The 18,693-nt window shown below is 63.3% G+C and carries 22 protein-coding genes; 5 read left to right on the forward strand and 17 right to left on the reverse strand.

Annotation, left to right across the window (positions count from 1 at the left end; genetic code table 11):
- Positions 1-13 precede the first annotated feature (13 nt).
- On the reverse strand, positions 14-1,396 hold the full coding sequence (cysS, locus tag M5G11_RS07785; RefSeq protein ID WP_273911087.1) for a cysteine--tRNA ligase: 1,383 nt from the start codon (positions 1,394-1,396) through the stop codon (positions 14-16).
- Between the two features lie 9 nt (positions 1,397-1,405).
- Complete coding sequence (locus M5G11_RS07790) at positions 1,406-3,109, reverse strand: glutamine--tRNA ligase/YqeY domain fusion protein (protein ID WP_273911086.1); 1,704 nt, start codon at positions 3,107-3,109, stop codon at positions 1,406-1,408.
- A gap of 234 nt (positions 3,110-3,343) precedes the next feature.
- Between M5G11_RS07790 and M5G11_RS07795 the strand changes: the two genes are divergently transcribed.
- Together M5G11_RS07795 and M5G11_RS07800 are read left to right on the forward strand one after the other, a co-directional pair.
- Positions 3,344-3,847, forward strand: coding sequence for a peptidylprolyl isomerase (locus M5G11_RS07795; RefSeq protein ID WP_273911085.1), 504 nt, complete (start codon positions 3,344-3,346; stop codon positions 3,845-3,847).
- Entirely contained in the window at positions 3,844-4,566 is a 723-nt protein-coding gene (locus M5G11_RS07800) for a UDP-2,3-diacylglucosamine diphosphatase (protein ID WP_273911084.1), read from the forward strand. The genes M5G11_RS07795 and M5G11_RS07800 overlap by 4 nt, the downstream gene beginning before the upstream one ends.
- A 9-nt stretch (positions 4,567-4,575) precedes the next feature.
- Here M5G11_RS07800 and M5G11_RS07805 read toward each other — a convergent pair whose 3' ends face one another.
- A complete protein-coding gene (locus tag M5G11_RS07805; RefSeq protein WP_273911083.1) occupies positions 4,576-5,562 on the reverse strand; it encodes a DMT family transporter in 987 nt (328 codons plus the stop codon).
- A gap of 156 nt (positions 5,563-5,718) precedes the next feature.
- Here M5G11_RS07805 and M5G11_RS07810 point away from each other — a divergent pair, with 156 nt between their 5' ends.
- Positions 5,719-6,612: a LysR substrate-binding domain-containing protein gene (locus M5G11_RS07810; protein WP_273911082.1), complete on the forward strand. Its 894-nt coding sequence runs from the start codon at positions 5,719-5,721 to the stop codon at positions 6,610-6,612.
- On the opposite strand, the gene M5G11_RS07815 is transcribed toward M5G11_RS07810, so the two are convergent.
- The 12 genes from M5G11_RS07815 to ccmA all read right to left on the reverse strand — a co-directional run bounded on the left by M5G11_RS07815 (position 6,609) and on the right by ccmA (position 15,508).
- Complete coding sequence (locus M5G11_RS07815; protein WP_273911081.1) at positions 6,609-7,031, reverse strand: GFA family protein; 423 nt, start codon at positions 7,029-7,031, stop codon at positions 6,609-6,611. The two genes, M5G11_RS07810 and M5G11_RS07815, sit on opposite strands and share 4 nt — an antisense overlap.
- Positions 7,032-7,176: 145 nt before the next feature.
- Positions 7,177-8,115: a 2-hydroxyacid dehydrogenase gene (locus tag M5G11_RS07820; RefSeq protein ID WP_273911080.1), complete on the reverse strand. Its 939-nt coding sequence runs from the start codon at positions 8,113-8,115 to the stop codon at positions 7,177-7,179.
- Between the two features lie 47 nt (positions 8,116-8,162).
- A complete protein-coding gene (locus tag M5G11_RS07825; protein WP_273911079.1) occupies positions 8,163-8,576 on the reverse strand; it encodes a hypothetical protein in 414 nt (137 codons plus the stop codon).
- A 12-nt stretch (positions 8,577-8,588) separates the two neighbouring features.
- Positions 8,589-9,785 (reverse strand): c-type cytochrome biogenesis protein CcmI, encoded by a 1,197-nt coding sequence (gene ccmI / locus M5G11_RS07830; RefSeq protein WP_273911078.1) that lies wholly within the window; start codon positions 9,783-9,785, stop codon positions 8,589-8,591.
- A complete protein-coding gene (locus M5G11_RS07835; protein WP_273911077.1) occupies positions 9,778-10,254 on the reverse strand; it encodes a cytochrome c-type biogenesis protein in 477 nt (158 codons plus the stop codon). Before M5G11_RS07835 ends, ccmI begins: the two co-directional genes overlap by 8 nt.
- On the reverse strand, positions 10,251-10,787 hold the full coding sequence (locus tag M5G11_RS07840; RefSeq protein WP_273911076.1) for a DsbE family thiol:disulfide interchange protein: 537 nt from the start codon (positions 10,785-10,787) through the stop codon (positions 10,251-10,253). Before M5G11_RS07840 ends, M5G11_RS07835 begins: the two co-directional genes overlap by 4 nt.
- Positions 10,784-12,757 (reverse strand): heme lyase CcmF/NrfE family subunit, encoded by a 1,974-nt coding sequence (locus M5G11_RS07845; RefSeq protein WP_273911160.1) that lies wholly within the window; start codon positions 12,755-12,757, stop codon positions 10,784-10,786. Before M5G11_RS07845 ends, M5G11_RS07840 begins: the two co-directional genes overlap by 4 nt.
- 11 nt (positions 12,758-12,768) lie before the next feature.
- A complete protein-coding gene (gene ccmE, locus M5G11_RS07850; protein WP_273911075.1) occupies positions 12,769-13,221 on the reverse strand; it encodes a cytochrome c maturation protein CcmE in 453 nt (150 codons plus the stop codon).
- Positions 13,218-13,394: a heme exporter protein CcmD gene (ccmD, locus tag M5G11_RS07855; RefSeq protein WP_273911074.1), complete on the reverse strand. Its 177-nt coding sequence runs from the start codon at positions 13,392-13,394 to the stop codon at positions 13,218-13,220. The genes ccmE and ccmD overlap by 4 nt, the downstream gene beginning before the upstream one ends.
- Positions 13,391-14,167, reverse strand: coding sequence for a heme ABC transporter permease (locus M5G11_RS07860; protein ID WP_273911073.1), 777 nt, complete (start codon positions 14,165-14,167; stop codon positions 13,391-13,393). Before M5G11_RS07860 ends, ccmD begins: the two co-directional genes overlap by 4 nt.
- 43 nt (positions 14,168-14,210) lie before the next feature.
- Positions 14,211-14,879 carry a heme exporter protein CcmB gene (gene ccmB, locus M5G11_RS07865; RefSeq protein ID WP_273911072.1) on the reverse strand — a complete coding sequence of 223 codons (669 nt, stop codon included), beginning with the start codon at positions 14,877-14,879 and terminating at the stop codon, positions 14,211-14,213.
- Positions 14,876-15,508 (reverse strand): cytochrome c biogenesis heme-transporting ATPase CcmA, encoded by a 633-nt coding sequence (gene ccmA / locus M5G11_RS07870; protein WP_273911071.1) that lies wholly within the window; start codon positions 15,506-15,508, stop codon positions 14,876-14,878. Before ccmA ends, ccmB begins: the two co-directional genes overlap by 4 nt.
- Before the next feature lie 188 nt (positions 15,509-15,696).
- Between ccmA and fliK the strand changes: the two genes are divergently transcribed.
- Entirely contained in the window at positions 15,697-17,256 is a 1,560-nt protein-coding gene (fliK, locus tag M5G11_RS07875) for a flagellar hook-length control protein FliK (RefSeq protein WP_273911070.1), read from the forward strand.
- Positions 17,253-17,591: an EscU/YscU/HrcU family type III secretion system export apparatus switch protein gene (locus M5G11_RS07880; RefSeq protein ID WP_273911069.1), complete on the forward strand. Its 339-nt coding sequence runs from the start codon at positions 17,253-17,255 to the stop codon at positions 17,589-17,591. The genes fliK and M5G11_RS07880 overlap by 4 nt, the downstream gene beginning before the upstream one ends.
- Before the next feature lie 215 nt (positions 17,592-17,806).
- On the opposite strand, the gene M5G11_RS07885 is transcribed toward M5G11_RS07880, so the two are convergent.
- A complete protein-coding gene (locus M5G11_RS07885) occupies positions 17,807-18,199 on the reverse strand; it encodes a DUF2802 domain-containing protein (protein ID WP_273911068.1) in 393 nt (130 codons plus the stop codon).
- A 1-nt stretch (position 18,200) separates the two neighbouring features.
- The gene (locus M5G11_RS07890) at positions 18,201-18,680 is read right to left on the reverse strand and encodes a chemotaxis protein CheW (RefSeq protein ID WP_273911067.1); all 480 of its coding nucleotides are present in this window, start codon (positions 18,678-18,680) and stop codon (positions 18,201-18,203) included.
- Between the last annotated feature and the right edge of the window lie 13 nt (positions 18,681-18,693).

An 18,693-nucleotide genomic window follows, 5' to 3' on the forward strand; every position in this document is an offset into this window, starting at 1 on the left:
AAGTCAACGCTGATCAGTCAGCCAGACGCCAGGTAGTGCCGCCCTTGCCGTCTTCCAGCACCACACCCATGGCGGTGATCTGGTCGCGGATCCGGTCGGACTCAGCCCAGTTCTTGTCAGCCCGCGCCTGTAGGCGCGCCTGAATCAACGCTTCAACTTCAGCCGCATCCACCTTGCCTTCCGCACCAGCACGCAGGAAGTCATCGGCATCCAGCTGCAGCACGCCAAGCAATTCGCCCAGCTCACGCAAACGCCCAGCCAGGCCCGCCGCAACCTCAGGCTCGCTCTCACGCACGCGGTTGATCTCGCGCACCAGGTCGAACAGCACCGCGCAGGCTTCCGGCGTACCGAAGTCGTCATTCATTGCAGCGGTGAAGCGCTCGACATACCCCTCGCCACCTTGCGCTGCCACCCGTGGCAAGCCGCGCAGCGCGTGGTAGAAGCGTTCCAGCGCACCCTTCGACTCGCGCAGGCTGTCTTCGGAGTAGTTGATCGAGCTACGGTAGTGGCTCGACACCAGCAGGTAGCGCACCACCTCCGGGTGATACTTGTCGAGCACATCGCGAATGGTGAAGAAGTTGTTCAATGACTTGGACATCTTCTCGCCGTTGATCCGGATCATCCCGCAGTGCATCCACGACTTGGCGTACTGCTTGCCGGTCGCGGCTTCGCTTTGGGCGATCTCGTTCTCGTGGTGCGGGAACTCCAGGTCATTGCCACCACCGTGGATGTCGAAGCTCTCGCCCAGGCAGCAGGTCGACATCACCGAGCACTCGATGTGCCAGCCCGGACGGCCCGGGCCCCACGGCGACTCCCAGCTCGGCTCGCCCGGCTTGACGCCCTTCCACAGGACGAAGTCGAGCGGGTCCTGCTTGGCCTCGTCGACCTCGATCCGCGCACCGATGCGCAGGTCTTCGATCTTCTTGCGCGACAGCTTGCCGTAGCCCACGAACTTGCCGACCCGGTAGTACACGTCGCCGTTGCCCGGCGCGTAGGCATAGCCCTTGTCGATCAGGGTCTGGATCATTGCGTGCATGCCAGCGATATGGTCGGTGGCACGCGGCTCCTGGTCCGGCGGCAGGATGTTCAGGCGGCGCTCGTCTTCGTGCATCGCGTCGATCATGCGGGCGGTCAGCGCGTCGAACGACTCGCCGTTCTGGTTGGCCCGGTTGATGATCTTGTCGTCGATGTCAGTGATGTTGCGCACGTAGGTCAGGTCATAGCCGCTGAAACGCAGCCAGCGGGTGACCAGGTCGAACGCGACCATGCTGCGGCCATGGCCCAGGTGGCAGTAGTCGTACACGGTCATGCCGCAGACGTACATGCGCACCTTGTTGCCTTCCAGTGGCGTGAAGACTTCCTTGGTCTTGCTCAGCGTGTTGTAGATGTTAAGCACGAGGATTCCTTAGCTGCCCCACGAATCGCGCAGGGTCACGGTGCGGTTGAACACCGGACGACCCGGCTGGGAGTCTTTCAGGTCGGCGCAGAAGTAGCCTTCGCGCTCGAACTGGAAGCGGTCTTCTGGCTGGGCCTGGCCCAGCGAAGGTTCCGCACGACAACCGCTCAGCACCTGCAGCGAATCGGGATTGATGTTGTCCAGGAAGGTGCCGCCCTCGTCGGTCTTCTCCGGGTTGGCCGAGCGGAACAGGCGATCGTACAGGCGTACTTCGCACTCAACGCTGGCCGCAGCCGGTACCCAGTGGATCACGCCCTTGACCTTGCGACCTTCCGGGTTCTTGCCCAGGGTGTCGGGGTCGTACGAGCAACGCAGCTCGACGATATTGCCGTCGGCGTCCTTGATCGCTTCGTCGGCGCGGATCACGTAGCTGCCACGCAGACGCACTTCACCCGCTGGCTCCAGGCGCTTGTAGCCCTTTGGCGGCTCTTCCATGAAGTCGTCGCGGTCGATGTAGATCTCGCGGGCGAACGGCAAGGCGCGCACGCCCATGTCTTCCTTCGGATGACGCGGCAGTTCGAGGTTCTCGACCTGGCCTTCCGGGTAGTTGGTGATGACCACTTTCAGCGGACGCAGCACGCACATGGCGCGTGGCGCGGTGCGGTCGAGGTCGTCACGGATGCTGAACTCGAGCATGGCCACGTCGACCACGCCGTCGGAGCGGTTGGTGCCGATCATGTCGCAGAAGTTGCGGATCGACGCCGGGGTGTAGCCGCGACGGCGGAAGCCCGACAGGGTCGACATGCGCGGGTCGTCCCAGCCCTGCACGTGCTTCTCGTCAACCAGCTGCTTGAGCTTGCGCTTGCTGGTGATGGTGTAGTTCAGGTTGAGGCGGCTGAATTCGTACTGGCGCGGTTTGGCCGGCACCGGCAGGTGGTCCAGGAACCACTCGTACAGCGGACGATGGCCTTCGAACTCCAGGGTGCAGATGGAGTGGGTGATGCCTTCGATGGCGTCCGACTGACCGTGGGTGAAGTCGTAGTTCGGGTAGATGCACCATTTGTCACCGGTCTGGTGGTGATGGGCATGACGAATACGGTAGAGGATCGGGTCGCGCAGGTTCATGTTCGGCGAGGCCATGTCGATCTTGGCGCGCAGTACGCGCTCACCGTCCTTGAACTCGCCGGCTTTCATGCGGGCGAACAGGTCCAGGCTTTCCTCGACGCTGCGCTCACGGAACGGGCTGTTCTTGCCAGGCTCGGTCAGGTTGCCGCGGTATTCCTTGGACTGCTCCGGGGTCAGGTCGCAGACATAGGCGTTGCCCGACTTGATCAGGTCCACTGCCCAGTCGTGCAACTGGTCGAAGTATTGCGAGGCATAGCGCACCGGGCCGGTCCACTCGAAGCCCAGCCACTTCACGTCGCTCTGGATGGCATCGATGTACTCCTGGTCCTCTTTGGCCGGGTTGGTGTCATCGAAGCGCAGGTGACAGGCACCGCCGAATTCCTGAGCCAGGCCGAAGTTCACGCAGATCGACTTGGCGTGGCCGATGTGCAGGTAACCATTGGGCTCTGGCGGGAAGCGAGTGACGATACTGCTGTGCTTGCCGGCGTCCAGGTCGGCCTGCACGATTGGGCGCAGGAAGTTCGCAGGGACGGCGGGCGCGCCTTTGGCAGCGGCGTTGGGAGCGGTGTCGGCAGTGGGCTTGCTCATAGGATCCTTGAATACGGGTACACGGCCCGGGTAGGCCGACTGAATCAAAGCGCTTATCATAGCCGAAGCGGTCGAGCTGCCGACAGGTCAGCGCCGACAAACTGGCGGGATAATCGCCCCGCAGCGCAAAAAAACAGCCGCAAGCCGCGTATCGTCGCCTGTAGACTGTGCGTCTGGGTTATAACGCGATCTTGCGCTACCCATCCGAATTTCCTGAAAAGAGCGAATTTCAGCATGTCCAAAGTCAAACTGACTACCAACCACGGCGACATCGTCATTGAACTGAATGCCGAAAAAGCCCCGATCACCGTGGCCAACTTCATCGAATACGTAAACGCTGGCCACTACAGCAACACCGTATTCCACCGCGTCATCGGCAACTTCATGATCCAGGGCGGCGGTTTCGAGCCAGGCATGAAAGAGAAGAAAGACAAGCGCCCAAGCATTCAGAACGAAGCCGACAACGGCCTGAGCAACGACAAGTACACCGTCGCCATGGCCCGTACCATGGAGCCGCATTCGGCCTCGGCGCAGTTCTTCATCAACGTTGCCGACAACAGCTTCCTCAACCACAGCGGCAAGAACGTGCAGGGCTGGGGCTACGCGGTATTCGGCAAAGTGACCGAAGGCACTGACGTCGTCGACGCGATCAAAGGCGTTCGCACCGGTTCCAAATCCGGTCACCAGGACGTGCCAGCCGAAGACGTGGTCATCGAGAAAGCCGAGATCATTGAGTGATACTGCTGATCTCCGATCTGCACCTGCAAGAAGAACGCCCGGACATTACCCGGGCGTTTCTTGATCTGCTCGGCGGCCGTGCGCGGCACGCCGAGGCGTTATATATCCTTGGAGATTTCTTCGAGGCCTGGATTGGCGATGACGCCATGACGCCGTTCCAGGCGTCGATCTGCCAGGCCTTGCGCGACCTGAGTGACAGTGGCACCCAGGTGTTCCTGATGCATGGCAACCGCGACTTCCTGATCGGCAAGGCGTTCTGCAAGGCGGCGGGTTGTACGCTGCTGGCAGACCCCTGCGTGGTCGAGATGGGCGGCGAGCCGGTGTTGCTGATGCATGGCGACAGCCTGTGCACCCGCGACGAAGCCTACATGAAGCTGCGCCGTTACCTGCGCAACCCAGTCAGCTTGTGGATACTGCGCAACCTGCCGTTGAGCACCCGGCACAAACTGGCGCGCAAGCTGCGCAGTGAAAGCAAGGCGCAGACGCGGATGAAGGCCAATGACATCGTCGATGTCACCCCTGAAGAAATACCGCGGATCATGCAGCAGTTTGGCGTGAAGACCCTGGTGCACGGGCATACCCATCGACCGGCGATTCACAAGCTGATGTTGGGTGAAACCCCCGCGCGGCGCATCGTCCTGGGCGACTGGGACCACCAGGGCTGGGCGTTGCAGGTGGATGAGCAAGGGTTCCAGTTGGCACCCTTCGATTTCGCCTGAACCCGCCCTTCAGCCTGAGTGAATCCCTGTGGGAGCCGGCGTTGCCGGCGATCGCCGGCAACGCCGGCTCCCACAGGTTTCACTGACCACTTCATGCTGGCGCATCGACCAGCACACCCCGCCGATCACCAGCACAATCGCCGCACCTTCCAGCAGATTCGGCCCACTCTGGCGCCAGATAAACGCATACAGCAGCGCAAACAAGGTCTCGAACACGATCAACTGGCCGCTCAGGGTCAACGGCATGCGCTTGGACGCTGCATTCCACAGCACCCCCGCCAGCCACGACCCCCCCAAGGCGCAGCCCAGGCTGTAGACCCAGAACAGCTGCCAGCGCTCCAGTGGCGCCTGCACTTGCAACAACTGCGGCCACCCCAGCCAGATCAGCGCAACCATCAACACACTGCATACCCCGGTCATCACGCCGCACAGTACGGACCATTGATGGCTGTCGAAATGCCCGCATTGCTTGAGATAACGGCTGTTGTGGGTCGCATACCAGGTCCAGCAGGCCAGCGCAGCCAGGGCAAACAGCAGCCCGGCCAGCTTGTCGCCCACCGGCCCGCGCTCGACCGCAAAGGTCTGCAGGTTGATGCAGAGCATGCCCAGCAGAATCAGGGCCAGGGGGCCGGCCAGGCGCGACAAGGCAATCGAGCCGCTGTCATTGCGCCCGTACAGCGTGATGGTCAGCGGCAACACCCCGACAATCAACGAGGCCGGTGCCACGCCCAGGCGCTGGATCGCAGCCACCAGGCAGATGAAATACAGCACGTTGCCGATCACCGCCAGGCGCACCAACATCCACACATCGCTGCGCCTCAGCCCGCGCAGGGCCTTGCGCATCGGCAGCGCCAAGGCCAACGACACCAAGCCGAACAACACGAATCGCGCACAGCTGAGCAGCACCGGGCTGAACTCCGGCAACAGCTGCGGCACCATCAGCACCATGCCCCACATTGCGCCGGCTACCCCGGCATACGCCACACCCCGTTTCACCTGCCCTGCTCCTCGTTCGTTGATGCGCGCAGGCTAGCCAAGTCGCGATGATTGGACAAAAGATGATTCGGCATGCAGGCATTCCCCATGGGAATACCTTTCACCCTGCAACACGCAAGCTTAAGATCGAGCCATTCCCTGAGCACGGAGCTGTGCATGAGCCGCTACAACCGCCACCTGCCCCCGCTGGACACCCTGATTGCCTTTGAGGCGGTGGTGCGCACCGGCAGTTTCACCCGGGCGGCCAGCGAGCTGTACCTGACGCAAAGCGCGGTGAGCAAACAGATCCGCGTGCTGGAAGACCACCTCGGTGTCGCCCTGTTCGAACGGCGCGCCCGTGGCATCGCCCTGACGTCCGCCGGCAGCGGCTTCAATGCCTTTGTCGAACCGATGCTGGAGAGTTTGCTGGGCAATGTGCTGCGCCTGAAGAACGGCCACGGCAGCCGCAATGTCAGCGTCATCTGCACCCATGCCGTGGCGCAATACTGGCTGTTCCCGCGCCTGCTGCGCTTCAACGAGCAGCACCCCGAACTGACCGTGAACATCCATGCCAGCAATGCGATCAGCGAGAGCGTGATTGCAGACTATGACTTCGGCATCCTCTATGGCCACGGCCACTGGAGTTCGCTGCAGGCCAGCAAGCTGTTCGATGAATGTATCTACCCAATTGTCAGCACCCGCCGGGCGTTGCCGCCGGTCACCTCGCTCGCCGAACTGCAGGGCTTGGCGCTGATCCAGCTGGATGCCTCGGCCTGGAACTGCCTGGACTGGCAGGACTGGTTCGCCCATCAGGGCGTGCGCTACAAGCCCCCCGCCGATGCGGTGACCTTCAACCAGGTCAACCTGGTGTTCGATGCCGTGATGCAGGGGATGGGCGTGGGGCTGGGCTGGGACTTCATGGCCCGCGAACGGATCGACAGCGGGCTGATTCGCCAGGTCTGCGATTTTGCCGTGCACACGGGCCAGGCCGATTTTCTGGTACGCGAGCGCCAGGCCCTGTGCTCGCCAGCAGCGCAGGTGTTCGAGGCCTGGCTGCTGGCCAACGGCTAAGGCTGGCCGGTGAACATGGCCTCGACCTCGGCCCCGGTCATTTCCTTGGTCTGGTTGGCGAAGCAGTAATACTTGGGCTTGCTGTCGACATAGACCTGCAGGTCGAAGGTCCAGTCATCATCACCATCCAATACCCCGACCGGCACTGATTCGAAGCCGCCAGCCTTGAGCCGGTAATACAAGTGCGTACCACACTGCTCGCAGAAAGCCCGTTCGGCCCAATCCGAGGAGTTGTAGACCTTGGGGACGCCAGCGGTGATCCGCACCGGCTGCTTGGTTTCCACCATCAGCGACGGGCCACCCGCCCATTTGCGGCACATGCCGCAATGGCAGGCGCCAACGGAAGCGTTTTCGACCGTGACAGCGAGGGTGACGGCGCCGCACAGGCAACTGCCGTGTTTTTCTTTTTTGAGGGACATGAGGGGCTCCTTGCTGTTGAAGGTAGCCGGGAAGTGTAGCAGTGATGCTGAGGGCGCTATCGCCGGCAAGGCCGGCTCCCACAGGGTTCAGCTTCACACTGGCCACTGTGGGAGCCGGCCTTGCCGGCGATAAGGCCAGAACGCCTTACCCGGCAACAGGCGTCAACACCGCCTGCCCCGCAAAAAACGCCTGCAGGTTGCGCAGTACCAAGGTCACCGTATCCCGCGCCGCCTCCGGCGACTGCCCGGCAACATGCGGCGTCAGCACCACATTGGCCAAGCCTTTCAGCTCGTCCGGCACCTGCGGCTCGTCATCAAATACATCCAGCCCCGCCCCAGCGATTGTCCGGGTGCGCAGCGCCTCGACCAACGCCTGCGTCGACACCACGCTGGCCCGCGCAATATTCACCAGGTAACCCTCCGCGCCCAACGCCTGCAGCTCGGCCCTGCCAATCAGCTGCTGGGTTCCGGCACCACCTGGTGTCGCCACCAACAGAAAATCCGAGGCCCGCGCCAGCGCCAATGGGCTGTCGCAATAGGCATAGGGCACATCCGTACGCGGCCGACGATTGTGATAGCTGACTTGCATATCAAAACCCTGCGCTCCCCGCCTGGCAATCGCCAGCCCTACTGCGCCGAGCCCGAGAACACCCAGACGCTTGCCGGCCAGGGACGGGCTGATCACCCGGTTCCACTCGCCGCGCCGGGTCGAGGCATCTGCATGGGGAATATTGCGCACCACGGCAAACAGCAACGCCATGGCGTGATCGGCCACCGTCGAGGCATTCGCCCCGGCTCCGTTGGTCACGACAATGCCCCGCGCACGGGCCGCCACCAGGTCGACCTGCTCGTAGCCGGCACCAATCACACAGATGATTTTCAAGGCAGGCAGCACGGCGATTTCATCGGCGTACAGCCCCAGCGGGCCACGGGTCAGCACCGCATCGATTTCAGCGCCATGCCGGGCAATTGCTTCTGCTCGCAACACCGGCGTCTGCGCACGAATCAGGCGATAGCCCTCGGCTTCCAGCAGCGGCAGATAATCGTCGACCGTTTCGACCAGCACCAATACCGTCTTTGTCATACCGCCCCCTCCAGCTGTGTGCGAAGGGGCATTATGCGGACTTCAGGCTACTGCGCGAAAGCCCGGCCCAGACCGCCCGGTACGCCACTGCTGTCGGTTTCCTGCCAAGGGCCCTGCAGGTTGGTCGACCAGCTCCAGCCGTTGTTCCAGCGGTAGTAGGTACGTTGGCGATAGAAGGTGTTGGTCTGCCCTTCCAGCACATACACGCCCATGCGCGGGTCCCAGTGGCTGGCACCGCCGGGCGGCGGCGCAAAGCTCGCAGAAGTGCGCGGCATCGGCTTGGGCGCTGGAGTAATGACCGGCTTGCTCGGCACATTCGGCACCGGTGCCGGCTTGGTCACCGGCCCCGACGGCGGCAACGTTTCGATCGGCGGTGCAGGCTGCTCCACCGGTCGATGCACCGTACACGCGCTCAGCCCTACGACCAGGGAAATCAGGGTGAGGCGTGCAAGCTTGTTCATGGTGGCGTTCTCTTACCGGTCCGGGCTGTCGATGGTCAGGTGCTGCGCCGCCTGGGTCGTGCTGGCCAGCGGCGAACTACGGCCGATCCACTCACCCTGGGTCGGCTGGCCAGCGCGGGAGACGCGCGCAACCAGTTGGACTTCAGGAAAGCTCGACAGTTTCATGTTCGGCATCATTGCATCGGCATCGCTCAGCTCGACCTCGACCGGCAGCTCGGCCACGGTCACCCGCTTGGCCGCCAGCGGCATCGGCGGGCCGGAACTGGCGCGAGCAAAGATGAACACGCTGTCGTCCGGCTTGACCTTGTCCTTGAGTGCTGCCGCCAGCTCTACCCGCACCTTGAGCCGGGCCGTACCCGCCTGGGCCGGGGCTGGCTTGCCTGCGCCAGACTTGAGTTTTTCAGTGGCACGCTCGATCCCGCCTTCCAGCGCCGAACGCGAGGCGTCACCTTGCGGCAACTGCGCCAGCAGGCGGTTCCAGTAGTCGATGGCCTCCTCGTAGCGCTCGCCCTCGAAGGCGGCAATGCCGAGCAGGCCGAGGCTGGTGACTTCCTTCGGATCTGCCTTGAGCGCTTCGTCGGTCAGGGCCTGCACTTGCCCGGTCCACTGCTTGTTGTTGGCGAAGTACAAGGCCTGCGCCCACTGCCCGAGCAGCTCCGGCTGGCGCCCAGCCAACCCGGCGGCGCGCTCGAACACCTTGGCCGCATCGGCCGAGCGTTCCTGGGCCATGTAGGCACGACCGAGGAAGTACAGGCCTTCGGCGGAATCCGGCTGGGCGGCAACGGCACGCTCAAGACGGGTGACCATCTCTTCCATCGACTGTGGCGCCTGGGCGAACTCCTGGGTCAGGGCGATCTTGTCGCTGGCGCCATAATGCAGGTACAGCCCCAGCGCCATCAGCGGCACCAGCACCGCCGCCAGCAAGGGCAGTGGTTTGCCCAGACGCGCAAAACGCTCCGGCTCGGCATTTTCGGTATCGTCGAGCAGCTCGCGAGCTGCCTCGCCACGCCCGCGCGTCAGTTGTTCGGCGGTGAGTACACCCGCCTCGCCCTGGGCTTGCAGCTCGGCCACACGCTCCTGGTAGAGGGCCACGTTCAACGCGGTGCGGTCTTCTTCCTGTTGCGCGCGACGGCCACGCAACACCGGGATCAGCAGAAAACTCAGGGCTACCAGAAGCAGCAGGCCTGCAGAGAGCCAGAAATCAGTCATGGGTCTGTTCTTTGTCCAGCAATTTGGCGAGGCGCTCACGCTCCTCGGGGGAAAGGTCGGCCGAAGTGCCCGGTACCGGCGTGCGGCGTTTGCGCACGATCAACGCCAGCACCGCGAAACCACCCACCAGCAATACGCCCGGGCCGAACCAGAGCAGCCAGGTGCGCGCAGTCAGCGCCGGCTTGTAGCGGACGAAGTCACCGTAGCGATCAACCATGAAGTCGATGATCTGCTGGTTGCTCTTGCCCTCGCCAAGCATGCGGAAGATTTCCCGGCGCAGGTCGGTGGCAATCGGCGCGTTGGAGTCGGCGATGTCCTGGTTCTGGCACTTGGGGCAGCGCAGTTCCTTGGTCAGGTCGTGGTAGCGCTCACGCTCCGCGTCATTGGCAAACTGGTAGGTGTCGATGGCCGCCTGGGCCATGCCGCCCAGGCTCAGGCCAAGTACGGCGGCTGCCAGCCAGCGCTTCATGGACGGGCCTCGTCCACCAGCCCCTGGTAGATCGGCGCCAACTGCTCGCGCCAGACCGTTTCGTCGATCACCCCGACGTACTTGTGACGGATCACGCCCTTGGCATCGATAAAGAAGGTTTCCGGCGCGCCATACACACCCAGGTCCAGGCCCAGGGTGCCCTGCTCGTCGCGCACATCCAGGGTGTAGGGGTTGTGGAACTCAGCCAGCCACTTGAGCGCGGCAGCATTGTCGTCCTTGTAGTTGACCCCGTAGATCAGCACGCCCTGCTCGGCCAGCTTGTTCAACACCGGGTGCTCGACCCGGCACGACACGCACCAGGTGCCCCAGACGTTGACCAGCGCCGGCCGGCCTTCAAGGTCGGCCTGGGTCAGGGTGCGTTCGCCCTGCACATCCGGCAGCGAGAAGGCCGGGAACGGCTTGCCGATCATTGCCGAGGGCAACTCGGTGGGGTCGAGGAACAACCCGCGATAGAGGACCACCGCCACCATCAGGAACACCAGCAGTGGCAGTATCATGACCAAACGCTTCATGCAGTTGCTCCTTCCATGCCCAGTACATCCCGTACCCGGCTTTTGACCTTGACCCGATAACGACGATCCAGTGCTGCCAGCAAACCGCCCAGGCCGGTCAGCAGACCGCCTAGCCAGATCCAGCGCACGAACGGCTTGACGTGTACACGCACCGCCCAGGCGCCGTCTTCCAGCGGTTCACCGAGTGCGACATAGAGGTCACGGGTGAAACCTGCGTCGATGCCGGCTTCAGTCATGACCGACTGCTGCACGGTGTACAGGCGTTTTTCCGGGTGCAACACGCTGATCTCGCGACCGTCCTTGACCACCCGCACAGTGCCCTTGTCGGAGGTGAAGTTCGGCCCCTCGAAGTGCTTGGCGCCTTCGAAGATGAAGTGATAACCGGCCAGCTCCACCGACTCGCCCGGCGCCAGGCGCAGGTCGCGTTCGGCGCTGTTGTTGCTCGACAGCACCACGCCCAGCGCGCAGACCGCCAGGCCCAGGTGCGCCAGGTGCATGCCCCAGTAGCTGCGGCTCTGGCCGCGGATACCTTTGAGCAGGCCCTTGTGCCGGGTCTTGTCGAGCAAGTCGCGCGCACCGGCCAGTACGACCCACGCCGCCAGGGCGAAGGTGGTCAGCACCTGCCAGTCGAAGTCGTCGACGATCAGCCCGCCAATCGGCGCCAGGATCGCGCTGCCGATCAGCACCGGGGTCAACATGTTCACCAGCCACTTGCCGGGGGTGTCTTTCCAGCGCACCAGCACACCCACCGCCAGCACCACCATCAGCAGCGCAATCAGCGGAATGAACAAGGCATCGAAGTACGGCGGGCCCACCGACAGCTTGGCGCCGGTCAGGGCATCCAGGATCAGCGGGTACAAGGTACCCAGCAGGATCATCGAGGCTGCCACCACCAGTATCAGGTTGTTGGCCAGCAACAGCGTCTCGCGCGACCACAGGGCAAAGCCGACCTGGCTCTTGACCACCGGCGCACGCAGGGCGAACAGGGTCAACGAACCGCCGACCACAAACAGCAGGAAAATCAGGATGAACACGCCACGCTCCGGGTCGGAGGCGAACGCGTGCACCGAGGTCAGCACGCCGGAACGTACCAGGAAGGTACCCAGCAGGCTCAGGGAGAAGGCGGCAATCGCCAGCAGCACGGTCCAGCTCTTGAACACGCCGCGTTTTTCGGTGACCGCCAGCGAGTGGATCAGCGCCGTGCCGACCAGCCATGGCATGAACGAGGCGTTCTCGACCGGGTCCCAGAACCACCAGCCACCCCAGCCAAGTTCGTAGTAGGCCCACCAGGAACCCAGGGTGATGCCAATGCCGAGGAAGGCCCAGGCGACGATGGTCCATGGCCGCGACCAGCGCGCCCAGGCGGCATCCAGGCGACCGCCGAGCAAGGCGGCGATGGCGAAGGCGAAGGCCACCGAGAAGCCCACATAGCCCATGTACAGCATCGGCGGGTGAACGATCAGGCCGATGTCCTGCAACAGTGGGTTGAGGTCGCGCCCGTCGGTGGGCATCTGCGGCAGCAGGCGCTGGAACGGGTTGGAGGTGACGATCAGGAACGACAGGAAGCCGACACTGATCATCCCCATGATCGCCAGCACACGGGCCAGCATCACTTGCGGCAATTGCCGCGAGAAGATCGAAACAGCAAAGGTCCAGCCACCGAGGATCAATGCCCAGAGCAGCAGCGAGCCTTCGTGGGCACCCCACACGGCGCTGAACTTGTAGTACCAGGGCAAGGCGCTGTTGGAGTTGCTGGCGACATAGGCGACCGAGAAGTTGTCGGTCATGAAGGCGTGGGTCAGGCAGGCAAAGGCGAATGCCAGGAAGGCGAACTGCCCCCAGGCCGCCGGGCGTGCCAGGCTCATCCACAGGCTGTCGCCGCGCCAGGCACCCAGCAGCGGGACACTGGCCTGCACACAGGCGAAGCAGATCGCCAGGATCATCGACAGCTGGCCGAGTTCGGGAATGATCAATGCTGCGTTCATGGTTTTTTCACCCCAGCGTCAGCTTGGCCGGCTTCCTGCAAAGCCTTGGTCACTTCAGGCGGCATGTATTTCTCATCGTGTTTGGCCAGCACTTCGTCGGCGACCACCACGCCCTCGGCATTCAGCTTGCCCAGGGCAACGATGCCCTGCCCTTCGCGGAACAGGTCGGGCAGGATGCCGCGGTAGGTGATCGGCACCGACTTGTTGAAATCGGTGACCACGAAACGCACGTCCAGCGAGTCGCCGGAGCGTTGCAGCGAACCTTTCTCGACCATGCCGCCGGCGCGAATGCGCGTATCCAGCGGTGCTTCGCCATTGGCGATCTGGGTCGGGGTGTAGAACAGGTTGATGTTCTGTTGCAGGGCGCTCAGGGCCAGGCCCACGGCAACGCCCAGGCCAACCAGCAGGCCGAGGATGATGAACAGGCGCTTCTTGCGTTGCGGATTCACTTGGAGCTCTCCCGGCGCAGACGGCGCGCCTCTTCTTGCAGGTAACGACGCTTGGCCAGCAAGGGCGAGGCGACGTTGACAGCCAGCACCAGCAGGCAGATGCCATAGGCTGACCAGACGTAAAGACCGTGATGGCCCATGGCGAGGAAATCGCTGAAAGACGCAAAACTCATCGTGCAACCTCCCGGCCCAGGCTGTTCATCACCTCTTCGCGCACCCAACTGCTGCGGGCCTCGCGCTTAAGCACTTCAAGGCGCATGCGCAGCAACAGCACGGCGCCAAAGAAGCAGTAGAAACCCAACACGGTGAGCAGCAGCGGCAGCCACATTTCCACCGGCATCGCCGGCTTTTCGGTGAGGGTGAAGGTGGCGCCCTGGTGCAGGGTGTTCCACCACTCCACCGAGTACTTGATGATCGGGATGTTGATCACCCCGACGATGGCCAGCACCGCGCAGGCCTTGGCCGCGCTCTCACGATTACTGATTGCCTGGCCCAGGGCAATGAGACCGAAGTACAGGAAAAGCAGGATAAGCATCGACGTCAGGCGGGCATCCCAGACCCACCAGCTACCCCAGGTCGGCTTGCCCCAGATGGCCCCGGTGACCAGCGCCACCGCAGTCATCCAGGCGCCAATGGGCGCGGCGCATTGCAGCGCGACGTCGGCGATTTTCATCTTCCACACCAGCCCGACCACCCCGGCCACCGCCAGCATCACGTAGCAGGACTGGGCCAGCATGGCCGCCGGCACGTGAATGTAGATGATGCGGAAACTGTTGCCCTGCTGGTAGTCCTGCGGTGCAAAGGCCAAGCCCCAGACCACGCCAACGGTCAACAGCAGAATCGAAGCGATGGTCAGCCACGGCAACATGCGGCCGCTGATGGCATAGAACCATTTCGGAGAACCCAGCTTGTGAAACCACGTCCAGCTAATTGCGCTGCTCTTCATCACGGTACATCCAGGGTCTTTGCTGGGCGATGCCCAGACCTCATTATTCGCCGACGCTGATCTTCAGGCCAGCGGCTATTGCAAAGGGTGCCAGGGTTACTGCCAGGGCGGTCAGGCTGCCAAGCCAGAGCAGGTAACCGGTCGCCGGCATAGCTTGCAGTGCCGCCTGCATGGCGCCACTGCCCAAGATCAATACCGGGATATATAACGGCAAAATCAGCAGTGCCAGCAGCAGGCCACCGCGTTTCAAGCCAACCGTCAGGGCCGCTCCCACAGCGCCCAACAGGCTCAGCACCGGAGTACCGAGCAACAGCGATGCCAGCAGCACGGGCAGGCATTCCACCGGCAAACCGAGCATCAGTGCCAGCAGCGGTGACAACAATACCAGTGCCAGGCCGGAAAAGGCCCAGTGTGCCAGCACTTTGGCCAGGACCAGAAGCGGCAGGGGGTGCGGCGAAAGGACCCACTGTTCGAGTGATCCATCCTCGAAATCACTGCGAAACAGGCCGTCTAGCGAGAGCAGGACGGACAAAAGTGCGGCCACCCAGACTAACCCAGGAGACAAGTTTTGCAACAGTTGAGTCTCGGGGCCGACCGCCAGCGGGAACAATGCGATGACGATGGCGAAGAAAACCAGCGGGTTGGCCAGCTCTGCCGGACGTCGGCAGAGCAAACGCGCCTCACGGCGCAGCAACAGTACAAAGACACTCATGCCGCCCACCGCCCCAGGTTGATTTCGCGGTAGCCGCCGGGCTTGTGCCCAAGGCTGTGGTGGGTGGTCAGCACGACCATGCCGCCCTGCTCGCAATGGGCCGCCAGGTGCGCCTCAAGCTGGGCCACGCCTTCCTTGTCGAGCGCAGTGAACGGCTCGTCAAGAATCCACAGCGGTGGGCTGTCCAGGTACAGCCGGGCCAGCGCGACGCGGCGCTGCTGGCCAGCGGACAGCGTGTGGCAGGCAACGTCCTCGAAACCACGCAGGCCAACCGCGTCCAGGGCCTGCCAGATGGCCGGGCGCTCGGCTGGCTGATGCAGGGCGCAAAGCCAGGCGAGGTTCTCTTCGGGGCTGAGCAGGTCCTTGATCCCCGCAGCATGGCCGATCCACAGCAACACCTTGGCCAGCTCGCTGCCTTGCTCGGCCAGCGGCTTGCCATTGAGGCGGATCTCGCCGTGGGTCGGGCGCATCAGCCCGCACAGCAGGCGCAGCAGGCTGGTCTTGCCGCTGCCGTTGGGCCCGCTGATCTGCAGCATGTCGCCAGCGCTGAGCTGCAAATCGAGGTTTTCGAAGAGCATTCGCCAGTCACGCTCGCAGGCCAGGCCCACAGCTTCGAGTTGAGGGGTCACAGGTTCGCCTTATGGTTCGGATGACAGTCTCAAGTCAGTCCCGGAGCGGCCGTTATACTGGAAACGGAAACGCGCCTGGCCGCTCTGATCGGGGTGCCGCAGCGCCGCGAGGCGCCCCGAAAGATCGGGCCGCATTATACATGGCATGTCCTACTGCAAAGAGGGCTATTTCAACAGGTTGTGACGCGATGACAGGTGAAATCAACAGCCTTGGCCCACAGGCCCCGCTCAATGCGCAGCTGCGCAGCGCCGCCGCCACGGGTGAACTGCTGCGCCTGCTGCAACCGCAGCCAGGGTTGCTCGCACCGGGCGAGTCGGCGCGCGCCGAAGTACTTTCCCTGCGCCAGATCGGCCAGGACTTCCAGATGCTGCTCAAGCTGACCCAGGAAAACGGCCGGCAGGTCACGGTGCAGACCAACACTACCCTGCCCTTGCCACAAGGCAGCCAGCTGACCGTGATTCAGCCATCCCCGGGCAACCTGAGCATCACCTTGCAGCAACTGGCCCGCAACAATGTCGCCACCTTGACGCAACTGGACACCCGCCAACTGCCGGTCGGTACCCTGCTGCAGGGCAAGGTGATCACCAGCCAGGTATTGGCGCAGCCACCCGGCCAACCGCTGCAATACCGCTCGATGGTGACCCTGCTCAACACGCTTCAGGCCGGCGCCACGCTGAGCATCGACAGCCCCCGCCCGCTGGCGCTGGGCAGCCTGCTGAGCGCCGTGGTCAAGGGCGAACAGCAACTGTCGTTCGTACCGCTGACCGGCCGCCAGGACCAGTTGGCCATCTCCCAGAATCTCGGCACCCAGCAATCGCGCCAGGCCTCCTTGCAGGGGCTGCTGAGTAGCCTGAAAAACCTTGCCACGGATGACAGCCAACCAGCGCAGCTCCGCGTCACGGTCGACAAGCTGCTGGCGAGCCTGCCGGACATCCGCCAGATGGGCGACGCCAAGCGCCTCGCCCTGGCCTTGAGCAACAGCGGTGCGTTCCTCGAAGCGAAATTGCTGGGTGGCGGTGCGGCCGGCCTGGTACCGGATCTCAAGGCGCAGGTCACGCGCCTGGTGGCGCAACTGCTGCCCAACGTACCAACATTCAGCCCCAGCGTTGCCGGCGTGGTACCGCAGGCGTTGCCGGGCTTGGTCCGCGCAGCCATGGGCATGCTCGGCCAGGTCAGTACCCGGCCGAGCCCCGGTGGCTTCCCCCTGCCCTCGCGTTTGCTGCAAAGCATGGAGGGTGAGAGCGACCTGCAACACCTTCTACGCCTGGCGGCGGCGGCCATTTCGCGCCTGCAAAGCCATCAGCTGGCCAGCCTGGAGCAGACCGGCACCACTGCCGACGGCAACCTGCAAACCACCTGGCAATTGGAGATACCGCTGCGCAATGGGCAAGACTTCATGCCGTTGCAGGTAAAGGTGCAGCGCGAGGAAACCCCGGAGCAGCAGAGCGATCCCGAGCGCGAGAAACGTGACCCGCTGGAAATGCTCTGGCGGGTGGAGTTGTCGTTCGACCTCTACCCCCTGGGGCCGCTGCAGGTGCAGGCGCAGGTGACCCAGGGCAGCTTGAGCAGCCAGCTGTGGGCCGAACTGGAAAGCACCGCGCGACTGATTGAAAGCCAGCTGGGTGAGCTGCGTACGCGGCTTGTCGAGCGTGGTTTGAACGTTGGTGAGCTGTATTGCCACCAAGGCACCCCGCCGCAAGGGCCGCAGACCAAGGTGGAACAACGCTGGGTGGACGAGAACGCATGAGCAAGAAGACACCGCGCCAGGCCATTGCGCTCAACTATGACGGCCAACAGGCCCCGACCTTGACGGCCAAGGGTGACGACGAGTTGGCCGAGGCGATCCTGGCGATTGCCCGCGAGCATGACGTGCCGATCTACGAGAACGCCGAATTGGTGAAGTTGCTGGCGCGCCTGGAGCTAGGGGATTCGATCCCTGAGGCGCTGTACCTGACGATTGCCGAGATCATTGCCTTTGCCTGGCAACTCAAGGGCAAGGTGCCGGTGGGCTTCTACGATGAGCCGCCGCAGGAGCGGGACGTGACGCCGGTGTTGCCGTTGCTGCCCGGATCTGGAAGGTAATGCGCAGATAATGCCGGCCTCATCGCTGGCAAGGCCAGCTCCCACAGGGCCAGCAGCACATGCATCCTCTGTTGGAGCAGGTAAGGCCAGCAAACATCCATGAGCACAGAGACCGGTGCCGGACAGTTGCTCCCATACAAAGCAGATTCAGGCAGCGACTACCCCTGTGGGAGCCGGCCTTGCCGGCGATGGGGCTCCAGAGGAGCCCCAACCCATCAAGTACGATGCAACTTGCTCATCAATTCCGCCTCAGCCTGGGTCAAGCCACACGACTGGGTCAGTTCATCGACGCTGGCGCCCATCCCCACCAACCGCTCCGCCTGAGCAAACGACAGGCTGTTAGGGTCACGTTGTTCCAGTTGCAGCATTTTGTCCGGCAACGGCGCCACCACCGCACGCAACTCGTGCAACTGCTCGCCCATGCGCACCGAACCGTTCTGATAGTCGTCCAGGCGCTTGCCCAAGTCCTTGAGGCGCTGATCGCGCAGCGCATCCCCTTGGGCCTGTTGCGAGGCCAGCTCGCGCTGGCGCTTGACGTAGCCATAGCCCAGCCACAGGCTCACCGCCCACAACAGCGCCAGAAACAGGACTGCAAGCTCAAGAATCAACTCAGATGTTCTCCAGCTCGGACCACTCTTCCTCGGTCATCATCTTGTCCAACTCGACCAGGATCAGCAGTTCGTTGTTCTTGTTGCACACGCCCTGGATGAACTTGGCCGACTCTTCGTTGCCAACGTTCGGCGCGGTCTCGATCTCGGACTGGCGCAGGTAAACCACTTCCGCCACGCTGTCGACCAGGATACCGACCACTTGCTTGTCGGCCTCGATGATCACGATACGGGTGTTGTCGGTGATTTCGGTGGACATCAGGCCAAAGCGCTGGCGGGTGTCGATCACGGTCACGACGTTACCGCGCAGGTTGATGATGCCCAGCACATAGCTTGGCGCACCCGGCACCGGGGCGATCTCGGTGTAGCGCAGTACTTCCTGCACCTGCATCACGTTGATGCCGTAGGACTCGTTGTCCAGCTTGAAGGTGACCCATTGCAGGATCGGATCTTCGGAACCCTGTGCAGATGTCTTTTTCATTCCCCTAACCCTC

Origin of the sequence: Pseudomonas fontis, from assembly GCF_028656955.1 — a bacterium.
GTDB lineage: Bacteria > Pseudomonadota > Gammaproteobacteria > Pseudomonadales > Pseudomonadaceae > Aquipseudomonas > Aquipseudomonas fontis.

Excerpts from the sequence above, each read along its gene's own strand:
- M5G11_RS07790 (WP_273911086.1), bottom strand. The coding sequence starts at position 3,109 with ATGAGCAAGCCCACTGCCGACACCGCTCCCAACGCCGCTGCCAAAGGC.
- M5G11_RS07795 (WP_273911085.1), top strand. The coding sequence starts at position 3,344 with ATGTCCAAAGTCAAACTGACTACCAACCACGGCGACATCGTCATTGAA.
- M5G11_RS07810 (WP_273911082.1), top strand. The coding sequence starts at position 5,719 with ATGAGCCGCTACAACCGCCACCTGCCCCCGCTGGACACCCTGATTGCC.
- M5G11_RS07815 (WP_273911081.1), bottom strand. The coding sequence starts at position 7,031 with ATGTCCCTCAAAAAAGAAAAACACGGCAGTTGCCTGTGCGGCGCCGTC.
- M5G11_RS07820 (WP_273911080.1), bottom strand. The coding sequence starts at position 8,115 with ATGACAAAGACGGTATTGGTGCTGGTCGAAACGGTCGACGATTATCTG.
- M5G11_RS07825 (WP_273911079.1), bottom strand. The coding sequence starts at position 8,576 with ATGAACAAGCTTGCACGCCTCACCCTGATTTCCCTGGTCGTAGGGCTG.
- ccmI (WP_273911078.1), bottom strand. The coding sequence starts at position 9,785 with ATGACTGATTTCTGGCTCTCTGCAGGCCTGCTGCTTCTGGTAGCCCTG.
- M5G11_RS07835 (WP_273911077.1), bottom strand. The coding sequence starts at position 10,254 with ATGAAGCGCTGGCTGGCAGCCGCCGTACTTGGCCTGAGCCTGGGCGGC.
- M5G11_RS07840 (WP_273911076.1), bottom strand. The coding sequence starts at position 10,787 with ATGAAGCGTTTGGTCATGATACTGCCACTGCTGGTGTTCCTGATGGTG.
- ccmD (WP_273911074.1), bottom strand. The coding sequence starts at position 13,394 with ATGAGTTTTGCGTCTTTCAGCGATTTCCTCGCCATGGGCCATCACGGT.
- M5G11_RS07860 (WP_273911073.1), bottom strand. The coding sequence starts at position 14,167 with ATGAAGAGCAGCGCAATTAGCTGGACGTGGTTTCACAAGCTGGGTTCT.
- ccmB (WP_273911072.1), bottom strand. The coding sequence starts at position 14,879 with ATGAGTGTCTTTGTACTGTTGCTGCGCCGTGAGGCGCGTTTGCTCTGC.
- fliK (WP_273911070.1), top strand. The coding sequence starts at position 15,697 with ATGACAGGTGAAATCAACAGCCTTGGCCCACAGGCCCCGCTCAATGCG.
- M5G11_RS07880 (WP_273911069.1), top strand. The coding sequence starts at position 17,253 with ATGAGCAAGAAGACACCGCGCCAGGCCATTGCGCTCAACTATGACGGC.
- M5G11_RS07890 (WP_273911067.1), bottom strand. The coding sequence starts at position 18,680 with ATGAAAAAGACATCTGCACAGGGTTCCGAAGATCCGATCCTGCAATGG.